Source organism: Allobosea sp. TBD101, from assembly GCF_059817965.1.
On sequence record NZ_CM187543.1, the window covers coordinates 1,611,379 to 1,630,202 of the forward strand.

General features: G+C 67.0%; 23 protein-coding genes and 1 other RNA gene. 7 read left to right on the forward strand and 17 right to left on the reverse strand.

Features of this window, described 5'->3' with window-relative positions:
• Positions 1–93 precede the first annotated feature (93 nt).
• Together AC6RIC_RS07550 and AC6RIC_RS07555 are read left to right on the forward strand one after the other, a co-directional pair.
• Positions 94–405 (forward strand): DUF4164 family protein, encoded by a 312-nt coding sequence (locus AC6RIC_RS07550; RefSeq protein ID WP_454655772.1) that lies wholly within the window; start codon positions 94–96, stop codon positions 403–405.
• Between the two features lie 18 nt (positions 406–423).
• Entirely contained in the window at positions 424–792 is a 369-nt protein-coding gene (locus tag AC6RIC_RS07555; protein WP_454655773.1) for a cell division protein ZapA, read from the forward strand.
• 70 nt (positions 793–862) lie between these two features.
• On the opposite strand, the gene pal is transcribed toward AC6RIC_RS07555, so the two are convergent.
• Positions 863–1,378: a peptidoglycan-associated lipoprotein Pal gene (gene pal, locus AC6RIC_RS07560; protein ID WP_454655774.1), complete on the reverse strand. Its 516-nt coding sequence runs from the start codon at positions 1,376–1,378 to the stop codon at positions 863–865.
• Between the two features lie 325 nt (positions 1,379–1,703).
• Between pal and AC6RIC_RS07565 the strand changes: the two genes are divergently transcribed.
• Positions 1,704–2,504 carry an aldolase gene (locus AC6RIC_RS07565; protein ID WP_499735699.1) on the forward strand — a complete coding sequence of 267 codons (801 nt, stop codon included), beginning with the start codon at positions 1,704–1,706 and terminating at the stop codon, positions 2,502–2,504.
• 170 nt (positions 2,505–2,674) lie between these two features.
• Here AC6RIC_RS07565 and tolB read toward each other — a convergent pair whose 3' ends face one another.
• From tolB to tolQ, 4 genes are read right to left on the reverse strand one after another with little or no spacing between them, the layout of a single operon-like run.
• Positions 2,675–4,012 carry a Tol-Pal system beta propeller repeat protein TolB gene (tolB, locus tag AC6RIC_RS07570; RefSeq protein WP_454655776.1) on the reverse strand — a complete coding sequence of 446 codons (1,338 nt, stop codon included), beginning with the start codon at positions 4,010–4,012 and terminating at the stop codon, positions 2,675–2,677.
• A 5-nt stretch (positions 4,013–4,017) separates the two neighbouring features.
• On the reverse strand, positions 4,018–5,226 hold the full coding sequence (tolA, locus tag AC6RIC_RS07575; protein WP_499735700.1) for a cell envelope integrity protein TolA: 1,209 nt from the start codon (positions 5,224–5,226) through the stop codon (positions 4,018–4,020).
• Between the two features lie 34 nt (positions 5,227–5,260).
• The gene (tolR, locus tag AC6RIC_RS07580; protein WP_454658951.1) at positions 5,261–5,704 is read right to left on the reverse strand and encodes a protein TolR; all 444 of its coding nucleotides are present in this window, start codon (positions 5,702–5,704) and stop codon (positions 5,261–5,263) included.
• 17 nt (positions 5,705–5,721) lie between these two features.
• Positions 5,722–6,432, reverse strand: a complete 711-nt coding sequence (gene tolQ / locus AC6RIC_RS07585; protein WP_454655778.1) for a protein TolQ — start codon at positions 6,430–6,432, stop codon at positions 5,722–5,724.
• 435 nt (positions 6,433–6,867) lie between these two features.
• Between tolQ and AC6RIC_RS07590 the strand changes: the two genes are divergently transcribed.
• On the forward strand, positions 6,868–7,803 hold the full coding sequence (locus tag AC6RIC_RS07590; RefSeq protein WP_499736569.1) for a YobF C-terminal domain-containing protein: 936 nt from the start codon (positions 6,868–6,870) through the stop codon (positions 7,801–7,803).
• Between the two features lie 93 nt (positions 7,804–7,896).
• Here the strand turns inward: AC6RIC_RS07590 and AC6RIC_RS07595 are convergent, their stop codons facing one another.
• From AC6RIC_RS07595 to ybgC, 3 genes are all read right to left on the reverse strand, one after another.
• Complete coding sequence (locus AC6RIC_RS07595) at positions 7,897–8,343, reverse strand: DUF2852 domain-containing protein (RefSeq protein WP_454655780.1); 447 nt, start codon at positions 8,341–8,343, stop codon at positions 7,897–7,899.
• A 95-nt stretch (positions 8,344–8,438) separates the two neighbouring features.
• Positions 8,439–9,095, reverse strand: a complete 657-nt coding sequence (locus AC6RIC_RS07600; RefSeq protein WP_454655781.1) for a TetR/AcrR family transcriptional regulator — start codon at positions 9,093–9,095, stop codon at positions 8,439–8,441.
• Between the two features lie 39 nt (positions 9,096–9,134).
• Positions 9,135–9,539 (reverse strand): tol-pal system-associated acyl-CoA thioesterase, encoded by a 405-nt coding sequence (gene ybgC / locus AC6RIC_RS07605; protein WP_499735701.1) that lies wholly within the window; start codon positions 9,537–9,539, stop codon positions 9,135–9,137.
• Positions 9,540–9,667: 128 nt separating this feature from the next.
• Between ybgC and AC6RIC_RS07610 the strand changes: the two genes are divergently transcribed.
• Complete coding sequence (locus AC6RIC_RS07610) at positions 9,668–10,180, forward strand: hypothetical protein (protein ID WP_488847531.1); 513 nt, start codon at positions 9,668–9,670, stop codon at positions 10,178–10,180.
• 24 nt (positions 10,181–10,204) lie between these two features.
• Here AC6RIC_RS07610 and AC6RIC_RS07615 read toward each other — a convergent pair whose 3' ends face one another.
• From AC6RIC_RS07615 to ruvC, 5 genes are all read right to left on the reverse strand, one after another.
• Positions 10,205–10,732 carry a DUF3828 domain-containing protein gene (locus AC6RIC_RS07615; protein WP_454655784.1) on the reverse strand — a complete coding sequence of 176 codons (528 nt, stop codon included), beginning with the start codon at positions 10,730–10,732 and terminating at the stop codon, positions 10,205–10,207.
• Positions 10,733–10,926: 194 nt separating this feature from the next.
• Positions 10,927–11,952, reverse strand: coding sequence for a Holliday junction branch migration DNA helicase RuvB (gene ruvB, locus AC6RIC_RS07620; protein WP_454658952.1), 1,026 nt, complete (start codon positions 11,950–11,952; stop codon positions 10,927–10,929).
• 23 nt (positions 11,953–11,975) lie between these two features.
• Entirely contained in the window at positions 11,976–12,467 is a 492-nt protein-coding gene (locus AC6RIC_RS07625; protein ID WP_454655785.1) for a GNAT family N-acetyltransferase, read from the reverse strand.
• Entirely contained in the window at positions 12,464–13,081 is a 618-nt protein-coding gene (gene ruvA / locus AC6RIC_RS07630; protein ID WP_091857051.1) for a Holliday junction branch migration protein RuvA, read from the reverse strand. The genes AC6RIC_RS07625 and ruvA overlap by 4 nt, the downstream gene beginning before the upstream one ends.
• A 166-nt stretch (positions 13,082–13,247) precedes the next feature.
• Complete coding sequence (ruvC, locus tag AC6RIC_RS07635) at positions 13,248–13,760, reverse strand: crossover junction endodeoxyribonuclease RuvC (RefSeq protein WP_454655787.1); 513 nt, start codon at positions 13,758–13,760, stop codon at positions 13,248–13,250.
• A 163-nt stretch (positions 13,761–13,923) separates the two neighbouring features.
• Between ruvC and AC6RIC_RS07640 the strand changes: the two genes are divergently transcribed.
• Positions 13,924–14,703 carry a TSUP family transporter gene (locus AC6RIC_RS07640; RefSeq protein ID WP_499735702.1) on the forward strand — a complete coding sequence of 260 codons (780 nt, stop codon included), beginning with the start codon at positions 13,924–13,926 and terminating at the stop codon, positions 14,701–14,703.
• 102 nt (positions 14,704–14,805) lie between these two features.
• On the opposite strand, the gene AC6RIC_RS07645 is transcribed toward AC6RIC_RS07640, so the two are convergent.
• Positions 14,806–15,552 carry a YebC/PmpR family DNA-binding transcriptional regulator gene (locus tag AC6RIC_RS07645; protein ID WP_499735703.1) on the reverse strand — a complete coding sequence of 249 codons (747 nt, stop codon included), beginning with the start codon at positions 15,550–15,552 and terminating at the stop codon, positions 14,806–14,808.
• A gap of 202 nt (positions 15,553–15,754) precedes the next feature.
• On the opposite strand from AC6RIC_RS07645, the gene AC6RIC_RS07650 reads away from it, so the two are divergent.
• Complete coding sequence (locus AC6RIC_RS07650) at positions 15,755–17,110, forward strand: methyl-accepting chemotaxis protein (protein WP_499735704.1); 1,356 nt, start codon at positions 15,755–15,757, stop codon at positions 17,108–17,110.
• Positions 17,111–17,121: 11 nt separating this feature from the next.
• Here AC6RIC_RS07650 and AC6RIC_RS07655 read toward each other — a convergent pair whose 3' ends face one another.
• From AC6RIC_RS07655 to ssrS, 3 genes are all read right to left on the reverse strand, one after another.
• Complete coding sequence (locus AC6RIC_RS07655; protein ID WP_499735705.1) at positions 17,122–17,943, reverse strand: TIGR00282 family metallophosphoesterase; 822 nt, start codon at positions 17,941–17,943, stop codon at positions 17,122–17,124.
• Positions 17,944–18,039: 96 nt separating this feature from the next.
• Positions 18,040–18,624 (reverse strand): 5-formyltetrahydrofolate cyclo-ligase, encoded by a 585-nt coding sequence (locus AC6RIC_RS07660; RefSeq protein WP_499735706.1) that lies wholly within the window; start codon positions 18,622–18,624, stop codon positions 18,040–18,042.
• A gap of 6 nt (positions 18,625–18,630) precedes the next feature.
• Positions 18,631–18,787, reverse strand: a non-coding RNA gene (gene ssrS / locus AC6RIC_RS07665) — 6S RNA.
• Positions 18,788–18,824: the final 37 nt, after the last annotated feature.

Consider the following 18,824-nt stretch of genomic DNA (forward strand, 5'->3'; position numbering starts at 1 on the left):
CAAGCCGCGAGAGCGATTCCTGTTTTCCGGCGCTTTGCTGTAAATTGTGGCACGAATCGTGTGAGCCGGCTTCGATCTGAAAGGAGAGCGACGGTGGCGAGCCTGATGCTGGACAATGCTTTGGCCCGTCTCGATACGGCGCTGGGGCAGCTGGAGGCGGCGGCGCGGCGGCGGGTCGAGGCTGAGCGTGGACGTGGCAACCTCGAAACCGAACTCGCCCTGATGCAGGACGACCGGGCACGGCTGGCGGCCGAGCTCGATGGCGCGATGTCGCGTCTGGGCCAGGTCGAGACGGCTGCGGCCGATGTCGACCAGCGGCTGGAGCGGGCGATGAACGTCGTCGGCGCAGTGATCGCCCGTGTCGAGGCGCAGCAGCCGCCGGAGCCCGAGGCAAGCCAAAGCTAGACAAGGACTGGAGCTCGAATGCCGCAAGTCAACGTCATGATTTCCGGGAAGGCCTATCGCATGGCCTGCGGGGAGGGCGAGGAGGGCCATCTCGAAGGGCTCGCCCGGTTCTATGACGAGAAGATCGGCGAAATGCGGCAGGCCTTCGGCGAGATCGGTGACATGCGCCTGCATGTCATGGCGGCGCTGATGGTGGCCGACGAGGTCCATGAACTGAAGCAGCGGCTGGCGAAGCTGGAAACCGATCTCGCGGCGACGCAGGGCAATGCCGGCGCTGCCGACGAGCGCCTCAGCGAGGTCGAGGACCGCGCGGCGGAAGCGCTGGTCGCGGCGGCCGAGCGGATCGAGGGCGTGGCACGCAGTCTGATCCCGACCGCGGTGGGATGATCGCAGTCCAGGCATGAAAAAGGCCCCGGATGGAGACATCCGGGGCCTTTTCTTCGTCTATGTGTTCAGATCAGACGCCGGGCGCGCCGCCGGCGCCGTCCAGCACCGTGACGGAGCGGCGGTTCTGCGACCAGCAGGAGATGTCGTTGCAGACCGCGACCGGGCGCTCCTTGCCGTAGGAGATGGTGCGCATGCGGTTGGCTGCGATGCCGCGCGAGGCGAGGTAGTCGCGCACGGTCTGACCACGGCGGGCGCCGAGCGAGTAGTTGTACTCGCGGGTGCCGCGCTCGTCGGCATGGCCTTCGACGGTGAAGGTGTAGCGCGGGTAGCGCTGCAGCCAGCTGGCCTGCTTGTCGAGGGTCGCGGTCGCGGTCGAGGTCAGGTCGGTCGAATCGGTCTCGAAGAAGACGCGGTCGCCAACATTGACGACGAAGTCCTGCGCGCTGCCCGGCGTCGCGGCGCCGCCGGCGCCGAAGCCCGAACCGTCGGCGTTCTGGTCCTTGGCGCAGGCGCCGAGGGCGAGGGTGGCGGCGATGGCGGCGGCAAAGCGGACGGCTCGGCCGCCGGAAACGAGTGTGGTCAACATGGCTGGACTCCGGGCAATCGAATTATGTGGCTGGGCACTTCGAGGAAGGCTTCGCAGTGCCTCATCAATGAAGTGTCAACCTAAACGAGACCTTGCCAAATCAGGGCGAAGTGGCGGCATTGCGGCTTATGGTTAACCAATTATGGCGAAAGGCGATTCCGGGAGGGATTGTGGTGCGGCGGACACATCTGCACTCACCCGTGAAAGAAGCTTGCAGATCGCCCGGGCAATTGCAGCGCCTGTTTCGCCGGAAGGGCTTTATCGTTCCCGAGCATCGGCTCGATACTTGCTTCGTTTCCGTCTTCCCCTTCGACCGGAGATCGCGATGGCTCATCCCCTCAAGTCCGGCGCCGCGAGCGTGACGCCGCTTCGTGGTCCCAACCAGCCTGATCTCGATTCCGATATCGTCTGGGAGGCGCGCCGTGATCTTGCCGCGACCTTTCGCATGGCGGCGCGCTATGGCTTCGAGGAGGGGATCTGCAATCACTTCTCGGCGCTGGTGCCGGGTCATGACGACCTCTTCATCGTCAATCCCTATGGCTGGGCCTTCCGCGAGCTGACGGCGTCGAAGCTGCTGGTCTGCGACTTCCACGGCAATGTCGTCTCCGGCGAGGGCCAGCCGGAAGCGACGGCCTTCTACATCCACGCCCGGATTCACAAGAACATCCCGCGCGCCAAGGTCGCGTTCCATACGCATATGCCCTACGCGACGGCGCTCTCGATGACCGAGGGCGATCCGCTGATCTTCGCTGGGCAGACAGCGCTCAAGTTCTACGGTCGCACCGCGGTCGACCGCGATTATAACGGGCTGGCTCTGGACGAGCGCGAGGGCGACCGTATCGCGGCTGCGGTCGGCGATGCCGATATCGTCTTCATGAAGCATCACGGCGTCATGGTACTCGGGCCGAACATCGCCGAGGCCTGGGACGATCTCTACTATCTGGAACGGGCCTGCGAGGTGCAGGCGCTGGCGCTCTCGACGGGGCGGCAGGTCAAGCCGGTGAAGCCCGAGATCGCCGAGGCGGCCTATCGCCAGATGCGCGAGGGCGATCCGGAATCGGCCCGCCTGCATCTCGCCTCGATCCGGCGTCAGCTCGACGTCGAGGAGCCGGTCTACCGCGATTGAGCTGGTGGGACTGCAACAGAAAAGCCGCCTGGAGTTGCCGGCGGCTTTTTTACGTCATCCCGGACGGAGCGAAGCGGAGATCCGGGATCCATCATAGGGCTCGGCGCTCTACGATGGATCCCGGGGCAAGCCCGGGATGACGGCGTGGTTCCGAGGAAAACCGGCTCGCCTCAGCGCTGACCGCTGAGCAAAGGCGACCAGGTCGGATCGGAAGCGAAGGCCGGGGTCGGCACAGGCACTTCGACGCGGCCGGTGATGTCGACCATGTAGAGCTTGCCGCCGGACTGGCCGCCGGGATCGCGGAAGAACATGATGTACTGGCCGTTCGGCGCCCAGTTCGGGGCTTCGTTATGGAAGCCCTCGGTCAGGATACGCTCGCCCGAGCCGTCCGGCCGCATCACGCCGATGGCGAAGCCGCCGCCGCCCTGGCGGGTGAAGGCGATGAGGTCGCCGCGCGGCGACCAGGAGGGCTGCGAATAGCGGCCCTGGCCGAAGGAGATGCGCTGGCCCTCGCCGCCGCCGGCCGGCATCACATAAAGCTGCTGCTGGCCGCCACGGTCGCTCTCGAAGACGATGCGGGAGCCGTCGGGCGCGTAGGAAGGCGAGGTGTCGATCGCCGCCGTCGAGGTCAGGCGCGTGGTCGAGCGCGAGCCGATATCGATGGCGTAGAGATTGGCGTTGCCGCCCTGCTGGAGCGAGAGCACGACGCGCTGGCCGTTGGGCGCGAAGCGCGGGCTCGAGCTCATGTCGGGGAAGTTGCCGACGATCTGGCGCTGGCCGGTCTCGATGTTCAGGACCTGCACGCGGGGCTGCTCGCCCAGGCGCTGGGTCATGAAGGTCACGTCCTGCGAGACCGGCGAATAGCGCGGCGTCACCACGGAGGTGTCGCCAGTGGTGAGGTAGCGCACATTGGCGCCGTCCTGGTCCATGATGGCGAGGCGCTTGCGGCGCGTCTCCTTCGGGCCGGATTCATCGACGAAGACGACGCGGGTGTCGAAGAAGCCGCCGAGACCGGTGACCTTCGAGAAGATCGCGTCCGAGATGATATGGCCGACGCGGCGGGCATTGCTCGGGTCGGTGAAATACTGCTGGCCGTCGGTCTGGGTGCCGGTCGCGACGTCCCAGAGCCGGAACTCGGCGCGGATGCGGCCGGCTTCGCGCGCGACGCGGCCGGTGACGAGGGCCTGCACGCCCGCCGCCTTCCAGGCGTCGAAGCGCGGCGCCGCATCGAAGGGCGGGTTCGCTTCCGGGAAGCGGCCCTTGTCGACGGGGGTGAAGTAGCCGCAGCGCTTCAGGTTGTTGGTGATGACGCCGGAGACGAGCACGCCGCCTTCGCCGCCGAAATCGGCGACGGCGATCGGCATCGGCTGGAACGCCCCGCCGGTCAGGTTGATGACGAGCTCGGCTTTGGCGGCCGTGGGCAGCAGCAGCGCCGCGCCGGCAGTGGCGAGGAGGCGGCGGCGCGTCGGCGCTGTCGCGAGGAAGGGGAGGGGGCTTCTGTCGATCATCGGGGTCACATGACGTCCCTGGCGTCGAAATTGACGACGACATCGCGCCAGTCGTCGTAATAGGAGGCGAATTGAGCCGGGATGCGCAAGGGCGCGCAGCGGCGGGTGGCGGTCAGCGCCGAATCGGCGGCGACCCGGAAGAGCGGGTCCGAGGACGAATTGATCACGCCGGGCTGGCCGATGAGCGAGCCGTCGGTGTTGAGCTTCATCCGCACGGACGGCACGACATTGCCGCTGCCATGGGCATTGGCGAGCGCGATCGGCACGTTCCAGCACTTCAGGAGCTGTTCCTGGATGATGCCGATGAGCTGAGACCGGAGCGAGGGGCTGAGCTTCTGCGAGGTGCCGCGCTCGGTCCCCAGCGAGGCCGTGCGGTTGACCTGCGGCGCCGAGGAGCCCGAGGACTGCGCCTTCTCCTTGGACTGGAGCAGCTTGGCGATATCGCTGGCGTTGAAGTTCTTGGCGATCTCCGCCTCCTTCTTCGCCTTGGCCTCGGCCTCCTGCTTGGCCTTCGCCTCGGCGGCGATCTTGGCCTTCTCAACGGCCTCGGCCTTCGCCTTGGCGGCAGCCTCCGCCTTTTCCTTCGCGGCCTTGTCTGCTTCCGCCTTGGCGAGCGCCTCGGCCTTGGCCTTCGCATCGGCGGCGCGCTTGGCGGCCTGGGCCTCGGCTTCCGCCTTGGCCTTGGCGGCGGCCTTCGCCTCCTCCTCGGCCTGCTTCGCCTTGGAGGCGAGCTCGGCCTCCTCTGCGAGCTTGGCCAGCTCCTCGCGCTTCTGCTCGGCCTCTCGGGCGGCGGCGGCTTCGCTTTTCTGCGGCGGCTGCTTGGCGGGCTCCGGCGGCTTGGCCTCGGGCTTCGGCTGTTCGACCGGGCGGGCCGGCGGCGGGGGCGTCGCGGCGTTGTTCTCGGCGGTTTTCAATTCGAGCGGGCGCGAGGGCGGAGCCGGAGCGTCGGCCTTGGCCTCGCCCGCTTCCTTGCGCTCGACCTTTTCGGACTGGCGCTCGGCGCGCGGGGTCGGCTGGGCCTGGACCTTCTCGGCGCTGCGCTCGCCGCGCGTCACCTGATTCAGCGCACTGGGGTCGATCACCTCGACGGCGATCGCCTCCTCGTTCTCCGGCAAAGGCGCAGGCGACGAGAACGCCAGCAACCCCGCGACGAGGAACGTCGCGTGGCCCAGCGCCGACACCAGCATGCCAGGTTCGGAGGTCGAAAGCTTCACGCCCTTAACGCCCTTACTCTCTAATTCTCAGCTCTCAGCGGCTCGGCTCGGTGACGAGCGCGACCCGCTTGAAGCCGGCGGCGGTGATGGTCGACATCACCGAGGCGACGCGGCCGTAATCGACCTGCTTGTCGCCGCGAACATAGATGCGCTCGTCGAAACCCTGCTTGGCCAGGCTCTGGAGCTTGGTGACGAGGTCGGGCTCGAGCGTCGGCTCGTCCTGCAGGAAGATCTGGCCCTTGGCGTCGATGGCGATGGTCAGCGGCTTCTGATCGACATTGATCGGCTTGGCGCCGGTCTGCGGCAGGTCGAGCGGGACGCCGGTCGCGATCAGCGGCGCGGCGACCATGAAGATGATGAGCAACACCAGCATGACGTCGATGAACGGCGTCATGTTGATCTCGGCGATGGCGCCGTGGCGGCGCCCGCGCCGACCCCGGCGGCCGGAACCGCCCTTTGCGCCCGAAGCGGCTGACATACCCATCGGTCAGGCCCTCACGCCGCCATGCGTTCGTCGATCTGCCGCGACAGGATCGCGGAGAACTCGTCGGCGAAGGCTTCGAGGCGCCCTTGAGCCTTGGCGACCTCGGCCTGGAGCTTGTTGTAGGCCATCAGCGCAGGGATAGCGGCGAAGAGGCCGATCGCCGTGGCGAAGAGCGCTTCGGCAATGCCGGGCGCGACGACCGCGAGCGAGGAATTCTTGGAGACCGCGATGGCGGTGAACGAGGTCATGATGCCCCAGACCGTGCCGAACAGGCCGATGAAGGGGGCCGCCGAGGCGATGGTCGAGAGCACGAGCAGCCCCGATTCCAGCCGCTCCGTTTCGCGCTGGATGGTGACGTCGAGCACCTTGTCGATGCGCTGGGGGAGGCTGGCGACCGAGCGCCCGCCATTCTCGAAGGAGCGCTTCCACTCGCGCATCGCGGCGACGAAGACGGCGGCCATGTCGTTGACCGGCTTGCTGGCGAGGTCGCGATAGAGCTCCTCGAGCGAGCGGCCGGACCAGAAAATCTCCTCGAAGGCGTCCATGTCCTTGCGCGTGCGGCGATACAGCAGGGTCTTGTCGACGATGATCGACCAGCACCAGACCGAAGCGGCCAGCAGGCCCATCATGACCAGCTTGACGACGATGTGGGCGTGCCAGAACAGCGTCCAGAACGACATGTCGATCTGCGGCGCGGCCTGCGCGACGTCGGCGGGGTTCATCCTGTCATCCTTCTCACCCAGGCGGTACGGCCGATGCTGGACGCTTCAAGGCTCCAGCCCCGGCCCAAACCCCGCCGCTTGCGTCGCGGGAAGCCCACGCCGCCGCCCGATCCGCGATCCGGGGAAATGCCGTATCCCTCCAATCGCGCGTGAATCCGGCGAAAGATGGGCCGAAACGGGGTTTCCCACGGAACGCATGCTCCGAAAGGAGTTAAGCATCCGGCAAGGTTAATGTCGGGTATACGGCGGACCGGGCGGGTGGGAAGTTTCGGGAGGCCGGGGATGCGGGCCCAGGCTGGCGGTGCCGTTCGCTCAAAGCGCTGCGAAACGACAGACGGTGCGCCGGAAGCCTCACGTGAAAACAGAGCGCTTGACAGAAAATTTCAATTTGCAGATCTGTGCATGCCTTCGAGACGTGAAGGCCAGTCGAAAATCATGAGTTATTTTTCGTATGTGGGCTCCGGGCCCTATTGTTACGCCAATTCATTTTCGATGATGTTTGGCGAGGCTTCGCTACCTCCCGCCGTCATAGAGTTCGCGACGGGAAGTCCTTTCGGCATGCAATTGCATGGCGGCGCGCTGCCATTCTTCGATCCCTATGGTTGGACCCCGGAAGCGGGTTTCGAGGGTGCGCTCGCCGCCATGGGCTGGGCCTCCACCGTGGCATACGGGGGCAGCGAGGAAACGGCACTCGCGCGACTTGCGGATGCTCTCGCCGCGGGGCCGGTCTGGATCGGGCCCGTTGAAATGGGGCATCTGCGCCATCAGCCGGGCATGCGCGGGGCGATCGGCGCCGACCACTATGTCGTCGTGCTCGCGCTGAGCGGCGACATGATCGAGATGCACGATCCGCAAGGCTATCCGCATGCGACGCTGCCGCTCGCCGATTTCGTGGCAGCGTGGCGCGGCGAGACGGTCGATTACGGCGAGGCCTTCACGATGCGCACGGGGTTCCGGCGCGTTGAGATCGTGCCGGAGGAGGAGGCGATCCGGCGGGCGCTTCCCGCGGCCATTCGCTGGCTCGCCATGGACGGGGACCTGCAGCCGCCGCCGGGGACGCTCGGCAACGAAGCGGCCGCCCTGGCTCTGGCGGAACGCGTCGCGGCCGGCTGCGACGACGACCTCAGGGGTCATCTCATCCATTTCGCGGTGCGCGTCGGTGCGCGCCGGGCCGCCGATGCCGCGCGTTGCCTGACGCGGATCGGGCTCGATGCCGCTGCCGGGATCATGGGGCGCCAGGCGCGCCTGATCGGCGCCCTGCAATATCCGCTGGTCGCCCGGGATGATGCGACGGCAGCCGCTCACCTGCGAGCCCTGGCGCCGACCTATCGCGAGCTGCTCGCGGTACTGGAACGGCCGGCTGCTTCGTAGCGGGCGATCCGGTTGCCGCGCGACGCTGTGCCCGCCAGACAAGACAAAGCCCGCCCCGGCTAGGGGCGGGCCTGTTCTGATCGATCCGACGGTTCAGGCCGCGTCGGGCTGGGCCGGGGTGTTGGCCGGCGGGTTGTTGCGGCGCTCGGTCATGAACTGATCGAACTCGGCCTTGTCGCGGGCCATGCGCAGGCGGCCCAGGAAGTCGTGGAACTCGCGCTGCTCGTCCTCGAGCCGGCGCAGCGTCTCCGAGCGATACTCGTCGAAGGCGCGGTTGCCGCTGGAGGGGCCGCCGCGGCCCCAGCCGCCGAAGCCGCCTTCGCGGCCACCCATGCGCTCGCGCAGCCGATCCATCTTGCCCTGAAGGCGGCTCATCCGGTGCTCGTACCGGTCTCCGGCATATCCACAACCCATGCGTCCACTCCAGAAAAGAAAGGCCAGGGTCGCCAGACCCAGGGGCCAGAACAGGATGAAGCCGAGAACCGCAAAGGCGATCCAGGCACCCTTTCCATATTCGTCCAGCTTCTCGACGATCGGCATTGCTCCCTCACCATCCGTGAACGTGAATGTAAATCACATTTACATAGATGCGCCTGACCCTGCCGCTTGTCAAGAAGCGGGCGCGCAGAAATGAATCAGTCGGGCTTGGAGGGGCCGTTGCGGCCGATGCCGAGGCCCTGAAGGTAGATCAGCGTCCCGGCTTCCAGCAGGTCGGAGGCCGACATCGGCAGGGGGCGGCGACCGCCATCGGCGCGGCCGAACAGGGCGGCGATGCCATGCGACATCGCCCAGATATGCAGGGCCATCATCAAGGCCGGGGGGCGCTTGCCTTGCGGCAGTTGCGCGATCAGCGCCTCGGAAGCCTGGCGCAGGCAGGCGAAGGCGCTGTCGGCAGCCGTGCGCAGCTCCGCGCTGGCGTCGAGCGGTACGCCGGCCTCGAACATCGCGGAGTAATAGGCGGGCTCGTCATGGGCGAAGGCGAGATAGGCGCGCCCAAGCCGGTGAAAGGCGACCTCCGGATCGGGCCGCCCCTGATCCCAGGCGCGCGACAGGGCCGTCTCGAAGGCCTGGAAGCCGCGGGCCGCAACATCGGCCAGAAGCTCGTCGCGGTCGCGGAAATGGCGATAGGGGGCGGCAGGGCTGACGCCGGCCATGCGCGCGGCCTCGGCGAAGGTGAAACCGTTCGGCCCCTTCTCGCGGATCAGCCCGAGCGCGGCCCGCAGCAGCTCCTCCTTGAGGTTGCCATGGTGATAGCCGCGGGGTGTCTCGGGGCGGTCGCGCTTCCAGCTCATGTAAGGAGCGCTAACATGCGGGTGGGGCTGCGTCGACTGTCAGTCGTCGAGCATCAGGCGCTTGCGCAGGCCGTCCGGGATGCGCCGGGCGCGGCCGCCGCCGACGCAGGCGACCATGACCTGTGCGGTAATCAGCACCTCCTCGCCGCGCAGCACGCGCTGTTCGAGGTCCATGGTGGCGCCCCGGGCGGCGATCGAGCGGGTCTCGATCGTGAGCAGGTCGTCCATCACGGCGGGCCGCAGGAAATCGATGGTCATCTTGCGCACGGCGAATCCCAGCGCCGTCTCACCATCGAAGAGCTCGCGCTGCTCGATGCCGAGCGCGCGGATCAATTCCGTGCGGCCGCGCTCCATGAAGCGCAGATAGGAGGCGTGATAGACGACGCCGGAAAAATCGGTGTCCTCGTAGTAGACGCGGACCTCGAGGCGATGGACCCTGCTCATGGCGCTCCGGAGCGGTTCAGAATGGCTGCGGCTGCCATAGACCAGGTGATGCGGCTTCGGAAAGGCTGGAACCGCTTTGCGGGAAGAGCGTTGCCCGTTGCGTGATCACAGCAAGGGAGGATCTGTCCATGGCGCAATCCAGCAAGGCGACCGCGCGGCTGCTCGACAAGGCCGAGGCCGATCTCGTCGCCAGCACCCATCGCAGCGCGATCGGGGCTCTTCCGGACGACGCGTTGCGCGATCTGGCTAGCAAGCTGCGTGAGCGCCGCGACAAGGCCCGCGACGGCGCTCGTCGCCAGAAGCGCGAGATGCGCGGCAAGGCCGAGCCGAAGGGGGCCAAGCCCGCAACCGACAACACCGGCACCAAGGCGAAGGCCGACGCGCTGACGGCGGCGCTGAAGCGTGTCGGTGCCGAGCGCACGCGGCGGGAGGAGAAGGCGAAGCTGCCAAGCCAGCGCAGCCTCGCCCGCAAGGCGCTCGCCCTCAAGCAGCGCCAGCTCGCGGCAGAGCGGCCTGCCAGCCGCACGGCCAGCAAGGGCATGCGGCCGGTCGAGAATCCGAAGGCCGCGAAATCAGGCGCACTGAACGATGCGGGGGCGCGGCCGGCGATGATGCGCTCGAAGATGGCGCGCCAGTCCTAGCGGCGCGCTCGGCCCTGCCCGCGCTCAGCGCTTGCAGGGCTTGTTCATGAAGGAGCCGCAGTCATAGGGCTGGGACAGCATGTCGCGGACCGAATAGTCCTTGCCCTCGAAGCGGTTGATGATGTCGTCGATGCGCCAACCGCCGCCTTCCTCGATCATGCGGAAACGCACGGTGACCTGCTGCTTGAAGCTGCGGAAGCTGGCGTTGACCAGGGCCCGGCCGTTCTCGGGCTCCTCGACGACGTTGACCTTGAGGAGCTTCACCTCGCCGTCCTGGCCGTTGATGAAGGGATCGGCGCCGATATGGCCGATCTCGCCGGCCTCGTCCTGATAGAGATCGTCGCGGGCGAAGAGTGCGGCTAAGCCCTTGCTCATCAGCTTGTCGCGATGCGGCGGGCGCCAGGGTGGCGGGCCTGAGGAGGCAAGCGTCTTGCGCGTAACGGCATAGGCATCCATCACGGTGCCTGCCGGGGTCTTGTCGCCGGCATGCGCGGAGGCCGCCGCGAGAAGGAATGCCAGCGCGGCCGGGCCGGCGAGGCGGCTTAAGGACATTCTCGGTCTCCGAAGCGCTGATCTGGCTGATCAGGCACGGATGGTTAGCCGTGCATCTTCCATTTGACCGGGAATACGAACGATTTCAATCGTCATGATCCGGACAGGCCGCAGAACGGCACCGATCCGGCATCCTCGCAAGGCATTGTGCTCGTTGTTGCGTCCGAGTCTGTGCCCCCGCCCGAAACCGGGCCTCAGCTCTCATCCTCGTCGCCGCCGAACAGCCCGAACTGCGCCGTCTCGCGTGAGGGCTCGGGCATGCCGAGATGGCGGAAGGCGTGCGGCGTCAGCAGGCGCCCGCGCGGCGTGCGCTGGATGAAGCCCTGCTGAAGCAGGAAGGGCTCGATGATCTCCTCGATCGCATCGCGCGGCTCGGAGAGCGAGGCGGCGATGGTCTCGATCCCGACCGGGCCGCCGCCGAAATTGATCGCGACGGTGGTGAGATAGCGCCGGTCCATCTGGTCGAGGCCGATAGCGTCGACATCAAGCAGCGAGAGCGCCTTGTCGGCGACCTTGCGGGTGACGATGGGGTCGCCGTCGACGATGGCGAAGTCGCGCACGCGCCGGAGCAGGCGCCCGGCGATACGGGGCGTGCCGCGGGAGCGCTTGGCGATCTCGTTGGCGCCGTCGTCGGACATCGGCACGCCGAGCACGCGGGCGCCGCGCGCGACGATGCCCTGCAATTCCTCGACCGTGTAGAATTGCAGACGGATCGGGATGCCGAAGCGGTCGCGCAAGGGCGTGGTCAGCAGGCCGGCGCGGGTGGTGGCGCCGACCAGCGTGAACTTGGGCAGGTCGATCTTGACCGAGCGGGCGGCGGGACCTTCGCCGATGATCAGGTCGAGCTGATAGTCCTCCATCGCCGGATAGAGGATTTCCTCGACCGCCGGGTTGAGGCGGTGGATCTCGTCGATGAAGAGCACATCGCGCTCTTCGAGATTGGTGAGCTGCGCGGCGAGGTCGCCGGCCTTGGCGATGACCGGGCCCGAGGTCGAGCGGAAATTGACGCCGAGCTCGCGCGAGACGATCTGCGCCAGCGTCGTCTTGCCGAGGCCGGGCGGGCCGACGAAGAGGACATGGTCGAGCGCGTCGCCACGGCTCTTGGCGGCGTTGATGAAGACCTGAAGATTCGCCCGTGCCGCCGCTTGGCCGGTGAAATCGGACAGCGACAGCGGACGCAGCGAGGTTTCGCTGTCGTCATCGCGCTTGTCGGCCGTCATCAGGCCGGAGCGTTTGGGTTCGCTCACAGCGCGATCTCCAGCTCGATGGCGTCGTGGATCGGAATGTCCTTGTACCCTGTCTTGATGATATCAGGCTCGACCGAGCGATAGTGGTCGATCGCCTCGAGATAAAGCCCCGAGAGGCGGAAGCCGCGGCGCTGGTAGAAGGTCATGCCGGGCATGTTGTCATTGGTCAGCATGGCCTTGAGCTTTTTGGCACCAGCCTTGCGCGCCGCGTAGATGACGGCGTCGAGCATCCGGATCGCGATGCCTTCGCCCGGCTTCAGCGAGTGGAGCGCGCAGAGATAGGCGCTGTCGCCGCGCACGGTCCAGCTTGCCAGCGCCGCCGTCTTGCCGGAGGGCTCGAACAGGCCGAGCGCATCGATCTCCGCTACGTCGTAGACGTGCAGGTCGATCATCATGCTATGCGAGCCCCAGCTCGCCAGCATGATGCGGCAAAGCTCGGTCTTGTCGGTGACGACGCGCAATTGAAGCTCGTCGGGCGCTTGGCTCACTTCGCCAGTTCCTTCAGGCCCAGCTTGATGAGTTGGGCCGTGCCGGCACCATCGCCGGCGGCCTTGGCGGCAGCCGCCACGGCGGCCACAGCCTGCGCCTGAGGATAGCCGAGATTGGCGAGCGCCGACACGGCATCGGCGATCGGCTGTGGCAGCTTCCGGTCTTCGAGCGCGCCTGCGAGCTGGGCGACGCCTGGATCGATATGGCCGAAGGCCGGAGCCTTGTCCTTGAGCTCGGCGCAGAGGCGTTGCGCCAGCTTGGGGCCGACGCCGGGCGCGCGGGCGATGGCGGCCTTGTCGTTGGTGGCGATGGCGGTGGCGAGCCCACCCGGATCGAGCGTCGAGAGGATCGCGAGCGCGACCTTGGCGCCGACGCCCTGCACGACCTGCATCAGGCGGAACCAGTCACGCTCATTGTCGGACATGAAGCCGTAGAGGCGGATCGCATCCTCGCGGACATGGGTCTCGATCGAGAGCGCGGCCGCCTCGCCGGGCTGGGGCAGGCGCTGGAGCGTGCGGGCCGAGCACTGCACGACATAGCCGACGCCCTGCACGTCGATGATGACGTGGTCCTCGCCATAGGAATCGATCAGGCCCTTGAGCTTGCCGATCATCGATTTTCTCCACGGGTCATCCCGGGCGACCGGAGGGAGACCCGGGATCCATTCCGGAACATGTCTCGGCGAGGTTCCGGAATGGATCCCGGGTCTTTGCTTCGCTCCGTCCGGGATGACCCGCGTGAGGGAGTGTCGCGAAAAATATCGAGCGGAAGCGTGGGGCTCATGATGCCTTCATCTGCGCGACCAGCGCCTTCATGCCGCGATGCTGGGCATGGCAGATCGCGACAGCGAGCGCGTCCGCCGCATCGGCCGAGGAGGTCTCGGCCTTGGGCAGCAGCACGCGGATCATCGCTTGGACCTGCTTCTTGTCGGCATGGCCGACGCCGACCACGGTCTTCTTGACGAGGTTGGCGGCATATTCCGCGACATCGAGCCCCGCGAGGGCGGGGACGACCAGCGCGATGCCGCGGGCCTGGCCGAGCTTCAGCGCCGATTGCGGATCGCGGTTGATGAAGGTCTCCTCGACGGCGGCCTCATGCGGGCGATGCGCAGCGAGGACCTTGTTCAGGCCTTCATGCAATTGCCGCAGGCGCTGGCCGAGCGACAGGGCGCCGTCGCTCTCGATGCAGCCGCAGGCGACGAAGGAGAGCTTGCTCCCTTCCGAAATCACGATGCCCCAGCCGGTTTTCCGGAGGCCGGGATCAATGCCGAGGATGCGAATCGGAGGTGCCATGACGGGCTCAACCTAGCGGATGTTTCGGATTTGTCCCGCGCCGAGACGGGCGATGGGACGGGGCGGGATGAATTCCCCTGATCGATGACATCAAAAAGGAAAGTTGTTCTTGCTGTCGGCCCGCGGGCATGGTCCGCCTCGCTTTTCTCCTTGTGCCGGCTCCATGTCCTCGATCCTGTCTTCCTTCATGCCGGGCGTCAGCGCCGATGGCATCGCCATCCTGCTGGCCGCGACGCTATTGGGCGGGCTCGTGCGCGGCTTCACCGGCTTCGGCTTCGCCATGGTGTTCATGCCGCTGGCTTCGGTCGTGCTCGGGCCGGTCGCGGCGCTCGGCCTGATCTGGTTCATCGATCTGCCCTTCGCGCTGCCGATCGCGGCGCGCAGTGCCAAAACGGCGGAATGGCGCGAAATCCTGCCGCTGCTGCTGACCGCGACGCTCGCCCTGCCGGCCGGCATCTGGCTCTTGATCTGGCTCGATCGCGAGACGATGCGCTGGGTGCTCGCCCTGCTCGTGCTGACCGCGGTGGCGCTGATGGCGTCAGGCTGGCGCTACCATGGGCGCCCGACGATTCCGCTCTCGCTCGGGGTGGGCGCTTTGTCGGGATTGTTCAACGGCATGGCCTCGATCGGCGGTATGCCGCTCGCGGTGTTTTGGCTCGGTGCGCAGCGCAACGACCGGCACAAGACGCGGGCCAACATGCAGGCCTTCTTTGGCGTCTCGACACTGATCAGCGGCACAGTGCTGTGGTGGAAGGGCATCCTGACCGGCGGCGCCCTGATGATGGCGGTGCCGCTCTTCGCGATCTACGGCGTCGGGCTCTGGGTCGGGACGCATGGCTTCCGGCTGGCGTCGGAGGAGACGTTCCGGCGCGGGGCCTATCTGGTGATCTTCCTGAGCGCAGTGATCAGCCTGCCGCTGTGGGACGTCGTAATCGGGCGGTAGGAGACCTTGCGGGCATCCGCGCGCTCAACGCCATATCGAGGCTGCAAAGACGCAAATGGCCGGGACGAGCCCGGCCATGATGCAGAAGGCGCTGGCTTCAGATCAGGCGCTGAGCTTCGCCATGATGTCGTCGGCGATCTCGAAATTGGCGAAGACGTTCTGGACGTCGTCGTCATTGTCGAGCGCTTCCATCAAACGCATCATCGAGGCGGCCTTCTCCTCGTCGAGCGGGGCGGTCGTGGTCGGGCGCCAGACGGGCTTCGCCGAGGCGGGGGCGCCGAGCGCGGCTTCCAGCGCCTTCGAGACCTCGTTCAGCGCGTCGAAGGCGCAGAGGATGGTGTGGCCGTTCTCGTCCGAGATCACGTCGTCGGCACCGGCCTCGATCGCAGCTTCCATCACCTTGTCGGCGTCGCCGGCCTCCGGCGGATAGCTGACCTCGCCGACGCGGTTGAACATGAAGGAGACCGAGTTGCTCTCGCCCATCGCGCCGCCCGACTTGGTGAAGTAGGAGCGCACGGCGGAGGCGGTGCGGTTGCGGTTGTCGGTCAGCGCCTCGACGATGACGGCGGCGCCGCCCGGGCCGTAGCCCTCGTAGCGGACCTCGTCATAGTTGTCGCCCTCGCCGCCGGCCGCTTTGTTGATGGCGCGCTGGATGTTGTCCTTCGGCATGTTCTCGGCACGCGCGGCGAGCACCGCCATGCGCAGGCGCGGGTTCATGTTGATGTCGGGCATGCCCAGCTTGGCGGCGACGGTGATTTCGCGGGCCAGTTTCGAGAACAGCTTGGAGCGCACCGCATCCTGCTTGCCCTTGCGGTGCATGATGTTCTTGAACTGTGAATGGCCGGCCATGGGGTCCCGCTGCCTTCTGCGCTTGTTGTTTCATTTGCCAGGGGCTGTCGGCTGCCCGGCGAAACGGCCTTATAGGCGCGGGCTTTGCCAGCAGGCAAGCGGCGCAGAGCGCCCACCGATCACTGCGTTAGGTGATTCTTTACCTTGAGAAAGGAGGCTTGCAGCGTGATGCGATGAAGGCTGCCACGGCCCGAGTGATGATTTGAAGACCAGAACGATCGCCGGGCAGGAACATCGCTTTCGCGCCTTCCAGATCGCTGAACGCGATCTTGCCTTACTTGCCAGCCACGCCGGGTTCGCGCATCAACGCCTGCCGTCGCTGCTGCCCGAACTGCACGAGCAATTCGCACCCTGGCCGGAGATCGCGCTGGCGCTGCGCAGGCCGGAGGTGCACGAGCAGCGGCTGGCCCATTGGATCCGTCTCGCTTCGGGCGATCTCGGCGAAGGTTTCACGGAATCGGCGCACAATCTGGCGACCGCTTTCCACAAGCACGGCGTTCCGATCTATGCCGTCGTGATCTGCCACACGATCGTATCCAGCGCCCTGTTCGCCGAACTCGGGCTCGACCAGGATACATTGAGCAGTCTTGCGGGGCGTTGGCGCCGCGGCCGGCTCGGTACGCGGATCGCGACACGCGCGGCCCTGACCAAGGCGGTTCAGCTCGATCTCGAGTTGATATTGGAGACCTACGCGCTCGTTCAGCAGAGCAGCCAGGAGGCGACCCGCCGCCAAATCGAATCCTTCGAGGGGGCTGTGCGCGAGGTGGTCGGCGCGGTCGGCCTCGGCGCGGTTAAAGTCGAAAGCTTGGCCACGACGATGGAAGCGGTGGTTGGCCAAACCAGCGCGCAGGCTGCCCAAGCGGTCAGGACAGCGGATGATGCCTCCAGTAACGTCAACAATGTCGCGGCGGCGACTGGCGAGCTGTCGCACTCGCTGGACCATGTCGCATCGGAGGTTGTCCGCGCCTCGAAATTGGCTTCCGAGGCCGATCTCGCGGCCCAGCAGACAGACGCGATCGTCCAGAGCCTATCCCGCTCGGCCGCCACGATCGGTTCGGTCGTCGAACTTATCCAGATGATCGCGAACCAGACCAATCTGCTTGCGCTCAATGCAACGATCGAGGCCGCGCGCGCCGGTGAGGCAGGCCGCGGTTTCGCCATTGTCGCGACGGAGGTGAAGCAACTCGCCGCGCGCACGGCGCAGGCGACAGGGGAGATCGCCGTACAGGTTCCGGCCATGCAGGCGGCGACGAGCGAGGCCGTGGCTGCGCTGGAGCGGATCGTCGGTTTCGTCAGCCAGGTGAACGGCATTGCGGCAACGGTCGCCGCAAGCATCGACCAGCAGCGTGCGGCCACGCAGGAAATCGCCCGCAGCGCCGAACAGGCAGCCATCGGGACCCAAGTCAACGCTGAGGCTATCGGCCAGCTGAGTGTGCGCGTGCAGGACGCCGGAAACGCGGTTGCGGACGTCGTCAACGTGGCCAGCACGCTGCCGAGGCAGGCTGCCAGCATGAGTGAGGCTTTCGAGGCGCTGATCCAGCAGTCCCGCTCAGCCTGAGCCGATCAGCTTCAGGCCGCCCAGTCGGGCACGGCCTGGCTGAGATGCGGGCCTACGCGCACGGCCCAGACCGCCCTGGCCAGACCGGTCGCATCGTCGATATCGACCGCGACGCCGGAGAGCGTGCCTTCGCCGGTCGCCGGCTCCAGCCTTGCGCCCGGAACCTTCTGCAGGAAACGCCTCACCGGCTCGTCCTTCTGCATGCCGAGGACGGAATCGTAGTCGCCACACATGCCGGCATCGGACTGGTAGGCGGTGCCGCCGGGCAGGATGCGCGTGTCCGAGGTCGGCGCATGGGTGTGCGTGCCGACGACGAGGCTGGCGCGGCCGTCGAGGAAATAGCCCATGGCTTGCTTCTCGCTGGTCGCTTCGGCGTGGACGTCGACAATGACGGCATCGGCGACCTCGCCAAGCGGGCAGGCTGAGAGTTCGCGCTCGACCGCCGCAAAGGGATCGTCGAGCGGGTCCATGAACAGGCGGCCCATGACGTTGACGACCAGGACGCGGGCGCCGTTGCGGGCCTCGATCACGGTGGCGCCGCGGCCGGGCGTGCCGGGTGGATAATTGGCCGGGCGGATCAGGCGGTCCTGCCGGGTGATGAAGACGAGCGCCTCGCGCTGGTCCCAGGAATGATTGCCGAGCGTCACGACATCAGCACCGGCGGCGAGGATCTCGTCGCAGATCGCCTCGGTGATGCCAAAACCACCGGCCGAGTTCTCGCCGTTGATGATGACGCAGTCGAGCTTCCAGGCCTCGCGCAAGGCGGGCAGCCGCTCCTGAACCGCAATGCGGCCGGGACGGCCGACGATGTCACCGAGGAAGAGAAGGCGCATGAAACTGACCTGAAAACCACGAAGGCTTTCTCCCTCGCGCGAAGGCGCGCGGGAATCAACCGCAACGAAGAACTTCCGCGCGAAGGCGCGAAGGAATCAACCGCAGCGAAGGATTTCGCGCTCGGTCACGATCCAGTCGAGGCGCTGGTCATGGGGTTCGTCGGGGACCACGTCGATCTCCTGCGCGGCATAGCCGATGCCGATGCTCAGCGTCGGGCCGAGCTCGGAGAGGGCGCGGTCGTAATAGCCCTTGCCGTAGCCGATGCGGTAGCCGCGCCGGTCGAAGGCGGCGAGCGGGACGAGGAGGATTGCGGGGTTCAGCTCCGGCTGGCCGGGTGCGGGAACGAGCGTGCTGAAGCCGCCGGGCACGATCGGCTCGTAAGGCGCCCAGCGCCGGAAGAGCATGCGTCTGTCGACGATCGCGGGCAGGCAGAGCGGCAGGCCGCGCTCGTGCAGGGCTTCCAGGATCGGGCGGGGGTCGGCCTCCGAGCGCATCGGCCAATAGGCCGAGACCGGGCCGGTGCTGCCTTTCCAGACAGGGAGGGCGAGCGCGTGCGCGGCGATCTCCGCATCCCATTCCAGCCGGTCGTCGAGATCGAGCGCATCGCGGCGGGCGAGCGCTTCCGCGCGGAGCATCGCCTTGCGCGGGGAGGGCGGAGCGTCGGTGTCGGGTGTGGTCATGAGGGTTGCGGAGCCACCTCGGCCGTGGAGTTTTGAATCCCGGGACACCTACAGAGTAGGTGGGCGCCGTGTGTCCGGTTCCAAGGGATCCGGACAGGGACAGCTCCCTGGGGAGTCGTATGGGCCCGGGGAATGCTGTCTCGCACGCACCAGGCAGCCCCGCTCTGCTTATTTAGGGAAGCCGCGGGCAAAGCGCCAGA

What these genes read in the sequence shown, in the direction of transcription:
- ruvA (WP_091857051.1), bottom strand. Translation starts at nt 13,081, where the DNA reads ATGATCGGCAAGCTCAAGGGCCTGATCGATTCCTATGGCGAGGACCAC.
- ybgC (WP_499735701.1), bottom strand. Translation starts at nt 9,539, where the DNA reads ATGAGCAGGGTCCATCGCCTCGAGGTCCGCGTCTACTACGAGGACACC.
- AC6RIC_RS07555 (WP_454655773.1), top strand. Translation starts at nt 424, where the DNA reads ATGCCGCAAGTCAACGTCATGATTTCCGGGAAGGCCTATCGCATGGCC.
- AC6RIC_RS07655 (WP_499735705.1), bottom strand. Translation starts at nt 17,943, where the DNA reads ATGCGCCTTCTCTTCCTCGGTGACATCGTCGGCCGTCCCGGCCGCATT.
- AC6RIC_RS07610 (WP_488847531.1), top strand. Translation starts at nt 9,668, where the DNA reads ATGGCGCAATCCAGCAAGGCGACCGCGCGGCTGCTCGACAAGGCCGAG.
- AC6RIC_RS07640 (WP_499735702.1), top strand. Translation starts at nt 13,924, where the DNA reads ATGTCCTCGATCCTGTCTTCCTTCATGCCGGGCGTCAGCGCCGATGGC.
- AC6RIC_RS07590 (WP_499736569.1), top strand. Translation starts at nt 6,868, where the DNA reads ATGAGTTATTTTTCGTATGTGGGCTCCGGGCCCTATTGTTACGCCAAT.
- AC6RIC_RS07615 (WP_454655784.1), bottom strand. Translation starts at nt 10,732, where the DNA reads ATGTCCTTAAGCCGCCTCGCCGGCCCGGCCGCGCTGGCATTCCTTCTC.
- AC6RIC_RS07565 (WP_499735699.1), top strand. Translation starts at nt 1,704, where the DNA reads ATGGCTCATCCCCTCAAGTCCGGCGCCGCGAGCGTGACGCCGCTTCGT.
- tolR (WP_454658951.1), bottom strand. Translation starts at nt 5,704, where the DNA reads ATGTCAGCCGCTTCGGGCGCAAAGGGCGGTTCCGGCCGCCGGGGTCGG.
- ruvB (WP_454658952.1), bottom strand. Translation starts at nt 11,952, where the DNA reads ATGACGGCCGACAAGCGCGATGACGACAGCGAAACCTCGCTGCGTCCG.
- ruvC (WP_454655787.1), bottom strand. Translation starts at nt 13,760, where the DNA reads ATGGCACCTCCGATTCGCATCCTCGGCATTGATCCCGGCCTCCGGAAA.
- AC6RIC_RS07595 (WP_454655780.1), bottom strand. Translation starts at nt 8,343, where the DNA reads ATGCCGATCGTCGAGAAGCTGGACGAATATGGAAAGGGTGCCTGGATC.
- AC6RIC_RS07645 (WP_499735703.1), bottom strand. Translation starts at nt 15,552, where the DNA reads ATGGCCGGCCATTCACAGTTCAAGAACATCATGCACCGCAAGGGCAAG.
- AC6RIC_RS07660 (WP_499735706.1), bottom strand. Translation starts at nt 18,624, where the DNA reads ATGACCACACCCGACACCGACGCTCCGCCCTCCCCGCGCAAGGCGATG.
- tolQ (WP_454655778.1), bottom strand. Translation starts at nt 6,432, where the DNA reads ATGAACCCCGCCGACGTCGCGCAGGCCGCGCCGCAGATCGACATGTCG.
- tolB (WP_454655776.1), bottom strand. Translation starts at nt 4,012, where the DNA reads ATGATCGACAGAAGCCCCCTCCCCTTCCTCGCGACAGCGCCGACGCGC.
- pal (WP_454655774.1), bottom strand. Translation starts at nt 1,378, where the DNA reads ATGTTGACCACACTCGTTTCCGGCGGCCGAGCCGTCCGCTTTGCCGCC.
- AC6RIC_RS07600 (WP_454655781.1), bottom strand. Translation starts at nt 9,095, where the DNA reads ATGAGCTGGAAGCGCGACCGCCCCGAGACACCCCGCGGCTATCACCAT.